Genomic DNA, 15,305 nt, shown 5'->3' with positions numbered 1-15,305 from the left:
TTTGACGGGATCAGCCGTCGATGTCACTTTCCGAGCCGTTTTTTTGCATCCTGATCTGGATTACGCGATGCTTTTCAACCTTTTCGATCGTAAAAACGTGCCCATTATATGGAACCGTCTGCCCCTCCGATAAGATCTGCCCTGCTTCAGACATTAGAAATCCCGCTATCGTCGTATAGCCTTCCGAGATCGGAATGTTCATATCGAGCCGCCGGTTCAGGTCGCGAACGGCGAGCCCGCCATCGAGCAGGCAGCTGCCGTCGGGCTGTGGATCGATCTGTTCGTTGACCTCTTCGTCATGCTCGTCCGAGATGTCGCCAACGATCTCTTCGAGCAGATCTTCAAGCGTGATTATCCCCTCGATACCGCCGTGCTCATCAACGACGAAGCCAAAATGGAACTTTTCACGCTGCATCTGCCGCAGGACGTCTTCGAGGCGTGCAGTGTCGACTACATAACTAGGCTTGATAATGATCTCTTCGATCTTGAAGGATTTTGGACGATTGACGTAACTGACCAGGTCCTTGCTGTGTATGACGCCCGCTATGTCGTCGAGCGAGCCTCGATATACCGGTAATCGCGAAAAACCGCTCTCGCCAAAAAGCCTGGCTATCTCGGTCAGCGAACTCGATTCCGGAACAGCGATAACCTCGGTTCGCGGTATCATCGCCTCTTTGACGGTCGTTTCTGAAAATTCAAAGACCTTATTGATCAATCGCTGCTCTTCTTCGTTGAGATGGCCGCTTTCCTGGGATAGCTTGATCAGTCCGCGGATCTCGTCCTCGGTATAACTTGAGCCGTGTTCACCCGATGCATTCAGCCCAAAGAGCCGAACTGTTTTGGTGCCGGTCCAGTCGAGAGCTCGTATCGGATAACTGAAGATCACGTAAAACAATCTCAGCGGAGCAGCAACAACAAACGAGACCTTTTCGGATAACTCTAATGCCGCTGTTTTTGGAGCTAACTCGCCAAAAACGATATGCAGAAAAGTGATGATCGAAAATGAGATCGCAAACGAGATCGTATGTAGTACCGCTCCGGAGGTGAGGAACGCAGCTCCGGTCATATTCCCTACGCTGACGAGAACCGGGTCCAGCAAGGCCGCGATCGCCGGTTCACCAACCCAACCTAACCCAAGCGACGAGAGCGTAATGCCCAACTGCGTTGCCGAGATATACGCACTTAAGTTGTTGAGCATCGCCAGCAGCCGAACCGCGGCCGGCTCACCTTCGCTCGCCATTGCCTCGATACGCGATTTACGGACCGCGACAAGCGCAAATTCGCTCGCAACAAAAAAGCCGTTCGCGAGGACCAGAAAGATGACGAGTAGGATCTTAAGAATTGAGGAGAGAAGCGTTGGCATTTCCGCCGCGCTCTCAATATCGGCAGCAAAAAGCAAAAGCAAACTAGCAGGGTCGTCCATTGCGGATCAAAAATTAATACATCTGTCGGTATTGTCCGACAGCAAAACACTCCTTTTCAGGCTGATAATTTCCGGCCTAAGAACGCCGGATCGAATTTGAGAAGTATAGCATAAATTGATCTATGCTCCATCCGTATTGTCGAGCATTTCCTGTATAAGCATTCGGCACGAACCACAGCCGCTGCCGGCATTTGTTGTGTTCGCCACCTGGTCGACCGTTCCGAGTCGACCGGTTTGGATCGCCTCGACGATCGACTCTTCGGTCACGCCGAAGCACGTGCACATAAGAACCTGTTCCCCGCGAAATTCCTCGATCTGCCGCGAACGGAAGTCCGCGAAGGCATTTGCCAGGGCCGCTGTCGCTGCCACAACACAATTGCCTCGCTCGGGGGCGATCTCACCGATCATAGAAACGGTCAGGTCCGTCAGTACGTGACGATCCAAACCGTGGAGGTCGGCCAGTTTTTTGCCGGACACTTCGCGAGCGAGGATCTCGGAAGCTGCGAGCATATATCCGCATCCGTTCGACGAAAAGCTCGCATGAGAGACCGTTTTTTGTGTCTCGTCTATTTGTAAATGAAATCTGACAAAGGATCCGCAGCCGAAATTCGCGTCCGAGCCCACGGCATTTCCCGAAACCGGCTTAGTATAATGCAAATTGCCCAAAATAAAGGATATGCGGGATGGATAGGCCACGAATTGATGGTAATCTCAATATGTCGAAAGGTAAATCGAACAGCTATCGCTTTTACAATTTGAAGCTAACGATTTAGGATTGATTTGCTATGAAGATGGCTGCATTTTGCTCACTTACTATCGCTCTTTTTGCCTTTTCCGGCTGCCGCCCTGCCGCGGCCCCCGTAGCGGTTTCCGACAGGCCTGTTTCGATAAACGACCGCCGGACGACCAACGCTCCGCTGCCGCCCTCGAAACCGTTCTCGGAAATGAGCTGGACGAACTCGGATGAGAAGGTTCAGAAGATGTCTGACCTGACCGGCAAGGCCGTTATCCTCGATTTCTGGGCAACCTATTGCGAACCATGCAAACGCGAGATCCCGCACCTTAATTCCCTGATCGCGAAATACGGCAAGGAAAACCTCCACATTGTCGGCCTTAACGTCGGCGGTGAAGAGGACCGCCCGAAGATCCCTGCATTTATCGCCAACACGAAGGTCGATTACGAGATTGCTTATCCTGAGGATGCTCTTTCCAATTTTATTTTTTCCGAACGCAGCGACATCCCGCAAACCGCGATCTTCGACCGAAAAGGACGGATGGTCACAAAGATCGTGGGCTTCAACGACCAGATCCAAAGAGAACTTGACGCCGCCGTCGATCAAGCCGTAAATTCGAAATAACGCCAGTTAAATGAGAGATATTCCGGTCGGAAACGGCAGTTTGCTGGTGAATTTCGACGATAAATACCAGATCCGCGACATCTACTACCCACACGTCGGCCAGGAGAATCATTCCGAAGGGTTTCCGTTTCGTTTTGGAGTTTGGGCAGACGGTGAATTCTCATGGGTTTACTCGGATGACTGGGACCGAAGCCTGAAATACGTCCCCGACACGCTCGTTACTGACGTGACCCTGGTAAATGAGAAACTCGGCATCAAGATAAGATGTAACGATACAGTCGCCGGCCGCGAAAACATCTACCTAAGACGTGTTCACGTATCTGATACCAGAGGTAGCGGCCGCGATATCCGGATCTTTCTACATCATGATTTTCGCATCTACGAAAACAAGGTCGGCGACACCGCATTTTATGACCCCGACACGCTCGCTCTAGTTCACTACAAAAAACACCGGTATTTTCTGATAAATACTTCTCCGCATTTCGACGAATTTGCCACCGGCCGCAAAGCGTTTCGCAACAACGAAGGCACCTGGCGAGATGCCGAAGACGGGCATTTGTATGGCGGCACTATCACGGAAGGCTCGGTCGATTCCACGGTCGGCGTGCATCATCGGTTGGAGGCGAACGGAACGTTTCAGTTCTACTACTGGATAGCGGCCGGAACTTCACGGCTTGAGGTTGCAGGGCTTAACAATCATGTACTGACCCTTGGAGCGTCGAACTATTTCCTCGAATCCGAAGGATTTTGGCGGCATTGGGTCCGGGATCCACAGATCGACGATCCGGAACTGCCGGAAAGTGTTCTGGACCTTTATAAACGAAGCTTACTGATCATTCGGACCCAAACTGACAACGGTGGAGCTATCATTGCTGCGAACGATCATGACGTAACAGATCGTGCGACCGACCATTACAGCTACCTCTGGCCGCGGGACGGAGCCTATGTCGCGAACGCCTTGGACCTCGCAGGTTACCCTGATCTTTCGGAGAAGTTCTTTGAGTTGTGCGGAAATATTGTCGAAGATCGAGGATATTTCCTCCAAAAATATAATCCTGACGGTAGCGTTGGTTCGGGCTGGCATTCGCACTGGGACCGATATAGGAAACAGCGGCTCGTGCCGATTCAGGAAGATGAAACCGCTCTGATATTATGGGCACTTCGCGAACACCACGAGATATATCCCGACAAGATACTCGTTCGCGATCTCTATGAGAAGTTGGTCGTACGGTGTGCAGATTTCATTGAAGGCTACCGCGATCCGGTAACCAAGCTTCCCAAGCCAAGCTGGAATCTTTGGGAGGACCGCTTCGGCATCCATACCTTCACATGTGCAACGGTCGTTGCGGGATTAAGAGCTGCGGCCAAGTTTGCTAGAGATTTCGGTGATCCTACCCGGACAGCCTCATACGAGCAAGCCTCAAATGAGATCGTAGATGCGATGAGGGAACGCCTGTACAGCACTGACCTTGGACATTTTCTACGGGCTATATCGGCAAACGATGATGGATCGTTCACTCCGGATCCAACACTGGACGCCTCAGTTTACGCGATCTTTTATCTCGGGTGTTTTGAGGCTGATGATCCCATAGTCGTCAGTACAATGGATGCGATTCGAGAAAAACTGCTGAATGACACAGCAATAAGCGGCATCATTCGCTTCGAAAACGACGGCTACATGCGCGGGGCCGAACCGTCTCCGCCAAATTCATGGATCATCACCACGCTGTGGCTGGCTGATTATTACATTGCGGCGGCAAAAGAAATGGGCGACCTTGCCAAAGCTCTAAATATTTTGAAATGGACCGTCGATCGGGCATTGCCGTCCGGTGTTCTGGCGGAACAGATCGACCCTCTAACGGGTGAGCCGCGTTCGGTATCCCCGCTAACCTGGTCACACTCGACGTTCATTGCGACAGTCAATTCATATTTGAGTAAGAAAAAAAGTTTCGAGGCGAAATGACATTTGGTGTTATCCGCTTAACTCCACCTTGCAGGATCGGGACTTTACGATAAAATCAAAGTAATGCGAAAAGCAAAGATACTCGCCACGCTCGGCCCGTCTTCAAATCAGAGAATCACTATCGAGACAATGCTGAACGCCGGCCTTAACGCTGTGCGTATCAATATGTCTCACGGCACGCAGGAGCAGCACGCCGAGACCATCGCCCTGGCCAGAGAAGCAGCGACGGCACTTGGAAAGCCTCTTTCGATCCTCGTAGATCTATCAGGGCCGAAGATCCGCACCCGTACATTAGAGAATGGCGAATCGATCGAATTGATCGAGGGGCAAGCGTTCGTGCTCACTACCCGCGAGGTCATCGGAAACACCCGCGAAGTGGGGACCAACTTTATTGACCTACCCCAGGCGGTTGAGCCAGGCTCCCGAATTCTGCTTGATGACGGGGCAATTGACCTGACGGTGGAATCCAAGACAGATACTGATGTGGTCTGCCGTGTCGTCACGGGAGGAATTCTCGCCGAACGCAAAGGCATAAATTTGCCCAACACGCCTCTGTCTATCCCGTCCATGACCGAAAAGGATCATGCGGATCTCATATGGGCAATGGGACAGAAAGTTGATTACATTGCTCTTTCGTTCGTTCGGACAGCCGATGATTGTATCGAGGTCAAGAAGCTTATCAAGGATCTCAACCAGCGAGAACTCGGCCGGGCTTTGCTTGTCGCAAAGATCGAGAAGGCCGAGGCGATCGAGAATCTGGATGCGATAATTGAGGCGACCGATGGCGTTATGGTCGCTCGCGGTGACCTGGGTGTTGAGACGAGCGTCGAACTTGTTCCCGTTTATCAGAAGCTCATTATTGAAAAAGCGGTTGCCAATGACAGGTTCGTTATAACGGCGACCCAGATGCTGCAATCGATGATCGAGAATCCATTTCCGACCCGCGCCGAAGCTTCGGACGTCGCCAATGCGGTATGGGATGGAACGGACGCAGTCATGCTTTCCGCAGAAACTGCGTCCGGCCGTTACCCGGTCGAAGCCGTGCGAACCATGGTCCGCATAATCGACTCTGCCGAAACCATCAAGGCTGAGCAGCTCGGCCGGCCAGTCAAGTTCTCCCAGGCTCCCTCGGGCCGTACGAGTCAGGCACTTTGTAAAGCTGCGGCATACGCCGCGAAAGAGATGCTAACCGAAAAGGTAGCCGTGTTTACCGAATCAGGCCTGATGGCACGCCGTCTATCGACCGTGCGATCCGGACTGCAAACCTACGCACTTACTCAGTCGGTCGACGCATGGAATCAGCTTTCGCTTATTTGGGGCGTAAAGCCTTTTGTGCATGAAAAAAGTGATTCGACCCACGGAATGCTTGAGACCGGTGAAAAAACCCTGCTGGATGCTGAGGTTGTAGAAGCCGGCGAGACGCTGATCATGATGGCAGGCAGACTTTCCGGGCTGGGACTTTCTAGTTCCGTGATCGTGTTGACCATCGGCGAAAGAGTTCCGCGACGTTAAGCTCGCTAAACTACCGCTCCAAAAAGCTTGCCTACGCCGGCTGTGACAGCCATGGCGATAGCTCCCCAAAACAGTACTCGAAGCGACCCCTTCACCATTCCGGCTCCGCCTGCTTTAGCTGCGACTGCTCCAAGCAATGCCAGAAAGATCAGTGAGCTGACTGCAACCAGCGTGATCATCAAGTTGAACGGCGAAAACCACGTAACAGCCAGCGGCAATGCCGCTCCGACGGAAAACGCCACTGCGGAAAAAATCGCCGCCTGAAGCGGACGAGCCGTTGTGATCTCCGAGATCCCGAGCTCATCTCTCGTATGAGCGCCGAGTGCATCATGTGCCATCAACTGATTGGCGACTTCAGCGGCAAGTTCGGACGTCAACCCACGGCCTTCATAAATTGCTGCAAGTTCGCGAAGCTCAAATTCCGGTTCCGCTTCCAAATGCTTCTTCTCAAGCTCGATATCAGCTTTTTCGGTATCTGCCTGCGAATAGACCGACACATATTCGCCCGCCGCCATCGACAACGCTCCGGCAAAGAGCCCGGCAACGCCGGCCAGCATCACCGCTTCGTGGCCTGAGGCCGCCGCTGCAACACCAATGACGAGCGACGACGTCGAAACAATACCATCATTCGCACCCAAAACAGCCGCCCGGAGCCATCCGACGCGGTGTGAGCGGTGCATTTCGTTATGAACCATACAAGTTGCCTGCCAGGCTCTAGAATAACCTATTGATGGTGCTTTGAGGAAAGGTTCTCGCGGCCCCAGCGCAGCGACGCGGCCATCCAGACGAGTTCGTCGAGAAAACCTTTAACGCGATTATCATAAGCCGGATCCAGAAGGTTGCCGTCGGCGTCGAACTTACTTCTGACTGACGGGAAATTGAGATCCGAGAACGTTACGACGAGCCCCAATTCACGGACCATCGGAACCATTGATTCGATCACGCGGGTTCCTCCCCACGGACCGGCAGAGACTCCTACGATCGCCACGGCTTTGTGAATGTACTCTTTCAACAACAGATCCAGGACGCTCTTTAACGCTCCGGGATAGCCGTGATTGTATTCGGGAGTAACGATCACAAGCCCATCAGCTCGTGCCATCGAATCACGCCATTCGGGGAAATCGCAGCCGATCTCCGTGCCGTAATTGTCTCGGGGCAGATCGAAATCGCGTACGTCAAAAAACTTCGACTCAATTTCGTCGCGATCCTGCATTTTCGAGTAAACCCACTTCGCAACGTTTTCGCTTTCACGATCTTTACGCGGCGTTCCGAGGATGGTCGGAATGAATAGTTTGCTTTCGCTCATGGCGTGTTAATTCCTCGAACAGTTCTATTTATTCCGTTGGGCGTGGGCAGCTAACATCTCCCCCATCTTTTCATGAATGATGTTCACCGCTTTTAATGGACGGATCATTACCTTAAATTCGCTGATCAATCCGGCTTCATCGAAGTTCAGCATATCTACACCATTTACCTGAATGCCGTCGATCTCCACCACAAATTCAAGCACAGCATCGCTCTCGCTTACGATCTCACGAACATACTTAAAGGTTGGATTCAGGAAAACGTGGAATGCGGCGGTCAGATATGGCTGAACACGAGCTTTGCCGACCTGCGGCGTGTGGACTATTGGAGAATGAAATACGGCGTCATCGGCCAAGATCGATCCGAGACCAGATAAGTCGTGGTCTTCAACCATTTTATGCCATTTCTCGAGAGTGTTCGCGATAGTCGTTTCTCCTACCGATCATTTGAACTTTTTTGCTCCACGGATCGCACCGATTATGCCCGTCGGACACGCCGAACCCCCCCCCCCCCCTCCCCGGCCCCCCCCCGCCCCCCCTCCCCCCCCCCCCCCCCCCCCCCGGGGGGGGGGGGGGGCGGGCCCTCCCCCCCCCCGGAACCAACCCCCCCCCCACACCCCCCCCCCCCCCCCCCGCTTCTTTCCCCCGTTTTCCCCCCCGGTTTCCCCCGCCCCCCGCGTGGGTGGTTTTTTTTTCCGCCCCCCCGCAACCCCCCCAAACCATACAGGACCATTAACTAGTCAGAGCCAATAACCTGTGCAACCGTTTCGCTCTTCAAACCGCCGCCTTTCCGTTTGTTGTAGTCGGAAAGCGAGATCTGTTTGTCGCGCCATGCGTCGAGGTGACCAACCTGGTGGACGCATTGGATCGTGCAGGTCGGGGCACACCATTTTTCGGTGATATATTCGCGGTCCATGTCGGCCTGAGTGTATTCGAGAAGCGGAATTCCCGGCGTGCCGCGTTGCTGCGAACACCAATTTACGATGCCGAATTCATCGACATACAGATAACGAGCACCGGCACGGCAACGCCATTCGTACTCTTTGCCTTCGACGAGATCGTCCTGGAACCAGTTCCATCGGGCGTACGAGCTTTGGCCTTTGCTCTTGATCTCTTTGTAAACTTCCTTCTCGCGAACGGTCAACCCTTTGTTCAGGCCATCCCCGTCGTGGATAACCCCGACCGTCGATGAGAACCCAAGCTCGCGGGCACGGTTGGCGATGATAAGAGCTTCCTCAGGATTTGCCACACCGCCGCCGACTACCGAATTGATGTTTACCTTAAATTTCGCGTGCTGCTGCAGATTGACGAGCTTAGCGTCGAGCACCTTCAAACTCTTTTTCGAAACTTCATCCGGCGTTACATTGTCGATCGATATCTGTAGGTAATCGAGCCCCGCTTCGTTCAATTTTTTGACCTTTTCGGGCTGAAAATAATAGCCGTTCGAGATCAGCCCGGCTATCATTCCGTGATGGCGAATTCGATCAATGATCTCGTAGATCTCAGGATGCATCATCGGTTCGCCGCCAGAGATCGTGATCACCGACGAGCCGAACTCCGCCAGTTTATCGATCCTCTGCAACATCACGTCGATCGGCACCGGATCGCTCGTCTTGTCGAATTCGTTACAGTATGTGCAGGCAAGGTTACACCGACGCATCGGCACAATGTGAACCAATACGGGATGCTTCGTGGAAGCAAACGCTTTGATGGTGTGCTTAACACCGCGTGTAAATCTGCTGAAACTACTTGCCTTTGGCATTACTTAAATCGTTCCGTTCAACTTGTTGAACCTCTTAGGCTTTAACAACAGTCGCTCCTTTAACGTTTATATCAAAGATCTTAGGATCGATCTTCTGATTCTTGCGAACATTTGAGAGTGTGACAGTTGTCGTATCGTTGTTCCGTTCAACCACCTTCGCTTGAAGCGGCATTCCGTTGCCGTCCACCCATAGCTCTGCGGTCTTATAGTTACCAGCAGCTTTTGGCGTCAACAAAAGATGCCATGTTGGTATTCCGCCCTCAATATTCTCCTGCGCAATATACTGGACATCGTAATTAGCCTTTAACTGCTCTTTCGACATACTCATGAAAGCAAGTGCGTTGCCGGCTCCGGCTGATGTTTTCGCCTTTTCGACCTTGCCTACGTAGAGCTGGTTAATGCTCTTTTTATAGAGTTTGTATTGGTCGCCAATGATCGCGACCTGTTCCACCGCCGGCTGCTCCCAATCCAGTCGCATATACCGTTTGCCCTTGGCAACCTTCGCTGATTCAGGGATATAGCTGGTCGATCCGATGTATGTGTCGGTCGCGTCCAGCTGCGGATTGTACTTTTTCATCGTTACATTCGCCTGGACGGTGTCAATTGTTTTGTTGTGGCTCTCCATCCGATTGAGGATTTGACCCAAGATCCCTTGGGCAGATGCCTCTCTCGCGGACAGAAAAACCCCAAAAACTAACACCGTCAAAACAAACAGACTATATCGAAAGAGTCTTCTCATAACATTAACCTTGACCACCGACTATCTAGCATTCCCCGTCTCAACTTGGACGGCTTGAGCCTTCGGTCGGGTTGCTCCCGGTTCTTTACTGTTGAACCATTCTTTAGGCGTAAGGAAGATGAAACACATGATGAGCACGCACAACAGATCCCATTGCCACGAGGCACGTTCATAGCTCCAGTTGATCACGTTTTTCATACTTGTGTCAGAATCCCCTGCGTAAGCGGAGGGTACGCCCTCGTTCACGAAACCACTAAAGCCTATCCAAAAATGCTGCTCGAGCCCTATCCGCCCGCTTACGCAGGCGGTTCCTACACAATATGCCCGTCCCGCATTTGTATCGTTCGCGAACAAGCCTCGGCCGCCTCGGGGTTGTGAGTGATCATGATGATGGTCTGGTTGAATTTTTCGTTCAACTCGCGAAACATCTCAAGCACGATCTGCGAATTCTCGGTATCGAGATTTCCGGTTGGTTCGTCCGCCAAAATTATCGCCGGGCCGTTGACGATAGCTCTTGCGAGTGCGACCCGCTGCTGCTCACCGCCGGAAAGCTCAAGCGGCTTATGGTGCATTTTATCCTCTAGCTTGAGCAGCCGCAAAACCTCACGGCGGCGGTCGGAATTCTTACTGCCGCTTCCTGTATGGATCTTTTCCGCCAGCTTCAGATTCCCTTCTGCCGAAAGGGTCGGGAAAAGGTTGAACCGCTGAAAAACAAATCCTATTTTACGCCGCCGAATATCCGTACGCTGAGCGTCCGAGACCTTCGCAAGGTCTTCGCCGTCGATCAGAATGCTGCCGCTCGTCGGGCTTAGCAATCCGCCCAGCAGATGGAGCAGCGTTGATTTGCCGCAGCCGGACGGCCCCATGATCGCGACGAATTCGCCCTCATTCACCTCCATCGACAGGCCCCGAAGTACCGGAACTTCCAGCTTTCCAACCTTATAGGATTTTTTTAGATCGACGGTCTGTAGGATCGGTTTCATCGGGCAGTTTTTATTGATATCGTGTCACGCCCGTTCTGGCGTTGCTGGTCGGCTGATCGACCTTTATCTCACTAAGTTTCTTATCGAGGTCAACCTCCTCGAGATTCCATGAATTCTGAAGCACAAACGCCGTTTCCGGATATTTCTTCCCGATCGTCACCGCTTCCGGCGTCTGATAGGTCAGTTTCATTGAATACTTTTCCTTGGGGCGCGTGACCTGTATCTCAAGCGGCAAATTCAGGTAATCTGATGTTTCGGTCAACTTCCCTTCTTTTCCGTATACAATATCCGAATCGATCTCGCCCTGCCTGTCAAAGATCTGCTGCCTCGCAAGGCGGATGCCGCCGACGCGGTCAAACCAAAAGCGACGCAGGATCATTAAACTACCGTTTTCCTGCTTCGAATATTCGTCCAGAAGATAATATCCGCGCATAACCTTACGGATCGGAGACTTACTATTCACAGTATAGTCATCCTCGATCTCGAATATGCTGCTTTGAGTATATACATTTGCCGCATCGGTCGGGCGAACCAGCATTGCATCAGTAAAGTGCTGCGGCCGAAGATTAGCGAAGGCGTTAACGCTTTCCTTGGCAGCCTTTGCATCTCCATTGCCATTCCCGTCCGCACTCAGATTCTTTTGCAGCTTGGAATAGTCGGCCTCATTTGTTCCTTTGACGAACTTCTTATATTTCCCCGAGCCGCCGTCATTCAGGATCGCGACGCGAAAATTAACACCATCTGAGGTCATCTGAGCAATGTCGGTTCGGATAAACGGAGCTTGAACCTTCAGCAGGATCATACCGGGCCGCTGAACGACAACTTCACCGTCCGCACTTCTATATGCCTCTTTCGATCCGAACTCTGCGAATGAATTATCCTCAAATTTCAGATCCATCTTCGCTCGCATGGAAGCTACACGTGCAAAGCGATTGATCTCTTTAATCAGCTCCGACTGCTGGGCCGTTTCAGTTCGAAGCAGAGTTGGCGTCTTGCTCTCCTTCTTCACGATGTTGCAGCCTGCAATTAAAAAGAGGGCTGCAACTGCAATAGTCCCTCTGAGCCGCAATAAATTACCCGGAAAATACTTCATTCGTGTCTGATGTGCCGACTCCTTTACTACGTTGCCACGTAACGGCACGCCGTAAGGCCAGAACAGGCTTAAACGAAAAATAATAGCATTTCAAAACTGCTTACGCTAGCTAACAAAAGACGCGGAACGAAGTGAAAAACCACTTCATTCCGCGTCTTATTAACCTTAAAACTAACCTATCAACCTGTAAAGACTCCAGAATTACGCGTCAGATAGTCCTGCATCGTATACGCAAACATGATCGCTAGCCAAAAGAAGCTGGCTACGGCGGCGAGCCATATCATCTTCTTACTCCAATATACGTGCATGAAAAACAACATAACAAATGTCATCTTCGTGAACGCGATCAGCAGCGCAACGAGCGTGTTCGCACCCGGAAATATGTGGTCCATATCCACCGTTGCGGCGTAATATGTCAGAACCGTTCCGACAATAAGTATCCCAAAAATACCGAAGTATTTCGGTATATTCATGTGGTCATGATCTTCGTGGTGTTCCGTTGACATAACTTCTCCCTAATGCCCTCCTTAATGCATGAAGTGCCTGCCGAGCAAATAAAGCAGCGGAAACAGGAAAATCCAAACAATATCGACAAAGTGCCAATACAAACCAGACATTTCGACGGGCATGTAGTATTCACGGCTATAAGTGCCGCGAAAAGCCTTGTATCCCAACCACGCCATCAGCCCGAGCCCGATGATCATGTGAAGAGCATGGAGCCCCGTCATTACAAAATAGATCCAGAAAAATATCCGAACCCGGTCGCGAAACTTATTGGCGTCTATCTCGCCGTTCGAGAAATAACCGATCTTTTCTGCGTCGGTAAGGAACTTACCATCCTGGGCCAGCTTTACGAGTGAACAATCTGTCCACTGAAACTCACCGTGCGGATTCACGTAAGTATGTTCCGCGGCCGCAGCACCATGTTCCACTTCCCAACACGGCTTCTCCGCTGTAGCAGCGTGCTCTCCGGCGTGCTCGGCTTTCGCTTTCCGATTCAAACCAGTAACCGGCACAAAACCGTGGTTAAACTTATCAGTGTATTCGATCGCCTTTACGCCCAGGAACGTTGCACCGAACAACATGGTGAGCACGATCATGATCACCTGCATGTTGCGGTTGCCTCTTTGAGCGTAATAAACGGTCAGAGCCATCGTCAGACTGCTGACGATGAGAACGATCGTGTTAAGGCCGCCCCAGAAAGCGTCGAGGTGATTACTGCCGGCGGCAAAGGCCATCGGGTATTTCGAACGGAATACGAGATAAGCCGTGAATAGCCCGCCGAAGAACATGATCTCCTGCACGAGGAACATCCACATCGCAATGGTGACGCTCTCTTCCTGCTGGGCCATGTCCTCGAACTGATGCTGAAGACCCGGCTGGTGATGATGTTCGCTATGTTCTGAGTGTGTCGACATTATTAGTTAATCGTTAGTTCAAACGAGATTCTCGAGAGAGCGGAACGCAGTCCCGCCCTTTTCGACATCCCTAGACTGTTACAGCAGCGTCGCGCCGTCTTGCCTCATCGAGATCTAACCCGCTCTCCTCGCCAAATTCGTAAGCTTCCCACGTGACAACCGGCATCTGCTCAAAATTCTCAGTAGGCGGCGGCGAACTCGTACGCCACTCGAGGCCCGGATGCATCCATGGATTATCTCCTGCCTTCTTTCCGGCGATCAAGGAATGGGTCAGATAGATGACCGGCATTACGAGGCCGATACCAAGAACCGATGCTCCCGCCGTCGAGAAAATATTGAGAACCTGCAATTCCTCCGGATACGAAGCATAGCGACGAGGCATGCCCTGATATCCAAGAATGAACTGCGGAAAGAATGTGAGGTTGAAACCGACGAAAACAAGCATCGCAGAGATCTTGCCCCAAAACTCGGAGTACATTCGGCCTGTCATTTTAGGCCACCAGTAATGGATACCGCCAAGATAAGCAATGACCTGTCCGCCGACCATGACGTAATGGAAATGGGCAACGACAAAATAAGTGTCCGTCAAATGCACCGTCAAACCGACCGATCCGAGAAACAATCCCGTCAAACCGCCGATCAGGAAAAGGCCCATAAAACCCAACGCGTAAAGCATTGGAGTGTCGTACGAGATCGAACCTTTATAAAGCGTCGCGGTCCAGTTAAACATCTTGATCGCCGAAGGAACGGCTACCACCATCGTCAGGAACGAGAACACCAAACCGGCATACATTGACTGGCCACTGACAAAGAGATGATGGCCCCAAACAAGGAAGCCAAAAACTGCGATCGCGATCGATGAAAAGGCAATAAATTCGTAACCGAAAACCTTTTTACGCGAGAAATTAGAGATCAATTCCGATATGACTCCCATGCCCGGCAAGATCATGATGTAAACGGCCGGGTGAGAATAGAACCAGAAAAGATGCTGGAACAGGATCGGGTCGCCCCCGATCGTCGGATCGAAAATTCCGATGCGGCCGAGGCGTTCGAGTGCGAGCATCAGAACGGTGATCGCGACCACAGGAGTTCCAAGGATCATCACCAAACTAGTCGCGTAATGGGCCCAGACGAATAACGGCATGCGGAACCATGTCATTCCCGGAGCACGCATGGTGTGGATCGTTACGATAAAATTCAGCCCTGTGAGGATCGACGAAAAGCCATTGATAAAGATACCGAGTCCGACGAGCATGACGTACGAGTTAGAAAACGTCGTGCTGTACGGTGCGTAAAAGGTCCAGCCAGTATCAACGCCGCCCTGCATCAGAGCAAAAAGCACCAATCCACCGGCGACCCAATAAATATAGAGGCTCAGCAAATTCACTCGCGGCAATGCAAGATCCTTTGCCCCGATCATCAGAGGCAATAGGAAGTTACCCAGAATTGCGGGGATTGACGGTATCAGGAAGAAAAAGATCATCAGGATACCATGCTGAGTGAAGACCTTGTTGTAAGTCGCTGATTCGACGAGATCACTGGCAGGTGTCAGAAGTTCCAGCCGGATCGTGGCGGCGTAAAGTCCACCCGCCAAAAAGAACGCTGAAACTGAGATCAAGTACATGATCGCAATGCGTTTATGATCCTTGGTCAACAGCCACGACTTCAGTGTCGAGCCATTGGTCAAATAGTTCGGCTTCGCTTCTGCTCCGTACCCTGCTGATATTGCTTCTTGCGTTTGCATAGTCTT

General features: G+C 51.8%; 16 protein-coding genes. 3 read left to right on the top strand and 13 right to left on the bottom strand.

Annotated elements, in window-relative coordinates; genetic code table 11:
- Nucleotides 1-10 precede the first annotated feature (10 nt).
- Together IPG22_13510 and IPG22_13505 are read right to left on the bottom strand one after the other, a co-directional pair.
- A complete protein-coding gene (locus IPG22_13510; GenBank protein ID MBK6589303.1) occupies nucleotides 11-1,423 on the bottom strand; it encodes an HlyC/CorC family transporter in 1,413 nt (470 codons plus the stop codon).
- Between the two features lie 120 nt (nucleotides 1,424-1,543).
- Nucleotides 1,544-2,080, bottom strand: coding sequence for a (2Fe-2S)-binding protein (locus IPG22_13505; protein MBK6589302.1), 537 nt, complete (start codon nucleotides 2,078-2,080; stop codon nucleotides 1,544-1,546).
- A 128-nt stretch (nucleotides 2,081-2,208) separates the two neighbouring features.
- On the opposite strand from IPG22_13505, the gene IPG22_13500 reads away from it, so the two are divergent.
- From IPG22_13500 to pyk, 3 genes are all read left to right on the top strand, one after another.
- Nucleotides 2,209-2,781, top strand: a complete 573-nt coding sequence (locus tag IPG22_13500; GenBank protein MBK6589301.1) for a TlpA family protein disulfide reductase — start codon at nucleotides 2,209-2,211, stop codon at nucleotides 2,779-2,781.
- Between the two features lie 10 nt (nucleotides 2,782-2,791).
- On the top strand, nucleotides 2,792-4,744 hold the full coding sequence (locus IPG22_13495; GenBank protein MBK6589300.1) for a glycoside hydrolase family 15 protein: 1,953 nt from the start codon (nucleotides 2,792-2,794) through the stop codon (nucleotides 4,742-4,744).
- Nucleotides 4,745-4,807: 63 nt separating this feature from the next.
- Nucleotides 4,808-6,256 (top strand): pyruvate kinase, encoded by a 1,449-nt coding sequence (gene pyk / locus IPG22_13490; protein MBK6589299.1) that lies wholly within the window; start codon nucleotides 4,808-4,810, stop codon nucleotides 6,254-6,256.
- Between the two features lie 5 nt (nucleotides 6,257-6,261).
- Here the strand turns inward: pyk and IPG22_13485 are convergent, their stop codons facing one another.
- The 11 genes from IPG22_13485 to IPG22_13435 form a co-directional block, all read right to left on the bottom strand.
- Nucleotides 6,262-6,951, bottom strand: a complete 690-nt coding sequence (locus IPG22_13485; GenBank protein ID MBK6589298.1) for a VIT family protein — start codon at nucleotides 6,949-6,951, stop codon at nucleotides 6,262-6,264.
- A 29-nt stretch (nucleotides 6,952-6,980) separates the two neighbouring features.
- Nucleotides 6,981-7,562: an NAD(P)H-dependent oxidoreductase gene (locus IPG22_13480; GenBank protein MBK6589297.1), complete on the bottom strand. Its 582-nt coding sequence runs from the start codon at nucleotides 7,560-7,562 to the stop codon at nucleotides 6,981-6,983.
- Nucleotides 7,563-7,586: 24 nt separating this feature from the next.
- Nucleotides 7,587-7,955, bottom strand: a complete 369-nt coding sequence (locus tag IPG22_13475) for a nuclear transport factor 2 family protein (GenBank protein ID MBK6589296.1) — start codon at nucleotides 7,953-7,955, stop codon at nucleotides 7,587-7,589.
- A 341-nt stretch (nucleotides 7,956-8,296) separates the two neighbouring features.
- A complete protein-coding gene (locus tag IPG22_13470; GenBank protein ID MBK6589295.1) occupies nucleotides 8,297-9,322 on the bottom strand; it encodes a radical SAM protein in 1,026 nt (341 codons plus the stop codon).
- Nucleotides 9,323-9,356: 34 nt separating this feature from the next.
- Complete coding sequence (locus IPG22_13465) at nucleotides 9,357-9,899, bottom strand: outer-membrane lipoprotein carrier protein LolA (GenBank protein MBK6589294.1); 543 nt, start codon at nucleotides 9,897-9,899, stop codon at nucleotides 9,357-9,359.
- 183 nt (nucleotides 9,900-10,082) lie between these two features.
- Nucleotides 10,083-10,259, bottom strand: coding sequence for a hypothetical protein (locus IPG22_13460; protein ID MBK6589293.1), 177 nt, complete (start codon nucleotides 10,257-10,259; stop codon nucleotides 10,083-10,085).
- A gap of 113 nt (nucleotides 10,260-10,372) precedes the next feature.
- Nucleotides 10,373-11,044: an ABC transporter ATP-binding protein gene (locus IPG22_13455; GenBank protein ID MBK6589292.1), complete on the bottom strand. Its 672-nt coding sequence runs from the start codon at nucleotides 11,042-11,044 to the stop codon at nucleotides 10,373-10,375.
- Nucleotides 11,045-11,054: 10 nt separating this feature from the next.
- Nucleotides 11,055-12,053 carry a hypothetical protein gene (locus IPG22_13450; GenBank protein MBK6589291.1) on the bottom strand — a complete coding sequence of 333 codons (999 nt, stop codon included), beginning with the start codon at nucleotides 12,051-12,053 and terminating at the stop codon, nucleotides 11,055-11,057.
- A gap of 263 nt (nucleotides 12,054-12,316) precedes the next feature.
- Nucleotides 12,317-12,643, bottom strand: a complete 327-nt coding sequence (locus IPG22_13445) for a cytochrome C oxidase subunit IV family protein (protein ID MBK6589290.1) — start codon at nucleotides 12,641-12,643, stop codon at nucleotides 12,317-12,319.
- 21 nt (nucleotides 12,644-12,664) lie between these two features.
- Nucleotides 12,665-13,375, bottom strand: coding sequence for a cytochrome c oxidase subunit 3 (locus IPG22_13440; protein ID MBK6589289.1), 711 nt, complete (start codon nucleotides 13,373-13,375; stop codon nucleotides 12,665-12,667).
- Nucleotides 13,376-13,625: 250 nt separating this feature from the next.
- Nucleotides 13,626-15,299, bottom strand: a complete 1,674-nt coding sequence (locus IPG22_13435; protein MBK6589288.1) for a cbb3-type cytochrome c oxidase subunit I — start codon at nucleotides 15,297-15,299, stop codon at nucleotides 13,626-13,628.
- Between the last annotated feature and the right edge of the window lie 6 nt (nucleotides 15,300-15,305).

It is taken from the genome of Acidobacteriota bacterium (assembly GCA_016703965.1).
Lineage (GTDB): Bacteria > Acidobacteriota > Blastocatellia > Pyrinomonadales > Pyrinomonadaceae > OLB17.
This window is presented reverse-complemented; position numbering and strand designations above follow the sequence as displayed.

Coding starts and splice junctions, on each gene's coding strand:
- IPG22_13470 (MBK6589295.1), bottom strand. CDS start 9,322: ATGCCAAAGGCAAGTAGTTTCAGCAGATTTACACGCGGTGTTAAGCAC.
- IPG22_13460 (MBK6589293.1), bottom strand. CDS start 10,259: ATGAAAAACGTGATCAACTGGAGCTATGAACGTGCCTCGTGGCAATGG.
- IPG22_13445 (MBK6589290.1), bottom strand. CDS start 12,643: ATGTCAACGGAACACCACGAAGATCATGACCACATGAATATACCGAAA.
- IPG22_13510 (MBK6589303.1), bottom strand. CDS start 1,423: ATGGACGACCCTGCTAGTTTGCTTTTGCTTTTTGCTGCCGATATTGAG.
- IPG22_13435 (MBK6589288.1), bottom strand. CDS start 15,299: ATGCAAACGCAAGAAGCAATATCAGCAGGGTACGGAGCAGAAGCGAAG.
- IPG22_13465 (MBK6589294.1), bottom strand. CDS start 9,899: ATGAAAAAGTACAATCCGCAGCTGGACGCGACCGACACATACATCGGA.
- IPG22_13480 (MBK6589297.1), bottom strand. CDS start 7,562: ATGAGCGAAAGCAAACTATTCATTCCGACCATCCTCGGAACGCCGCGT.
- IPG22_13440 (MBK6589289.1), bottom strand. CDS start 13,375: ATGGCCTTTGCCGCCGGCAGTAATCACCTCGACGCTTTCTGGGGCGGC.
- pyk (MBK6589299.1), top strand. CDS start 4,808: ATGCGAAAAGCAAAGATACTCGCCACGCTCGGCCCGTCTTCAAATCAG.
- IPG22_13475 (MBK6589296.1), bottom strand. CDS start 7,955: ATGGTTGAAGACCACGACTTATCTGGTCTCGGATCGATCTTGGCCGAT.
- IPG22_13455 (MBK6589292.1), bottom strand. CDS start 11,044: ATGAAACCGATCCTACAGACCGTCGATCTAAAAAAATCCTATAAGGTT.
- IPG22_13500 (MBK6589301.1), top strand. CDS start 2,209: ATGAAGATGGCTGCATTTTGCTCACTTACTATCGCTCTTTTTGCCTTT.
- IPG22_13495 (MBK6589300.1), top strand. CDS start 2,792: ATGAGAGATATTCCGGTCGGAAACGGCAGTTTGCTGGTGAATTTCGAC.
- IPG22_13485 (MBK6589298.1), bottom strand. CDS start 6,951: ATGGTTCATAACGAAATGCACCGCTCACACCGCGTCGGATGGCTCCGG.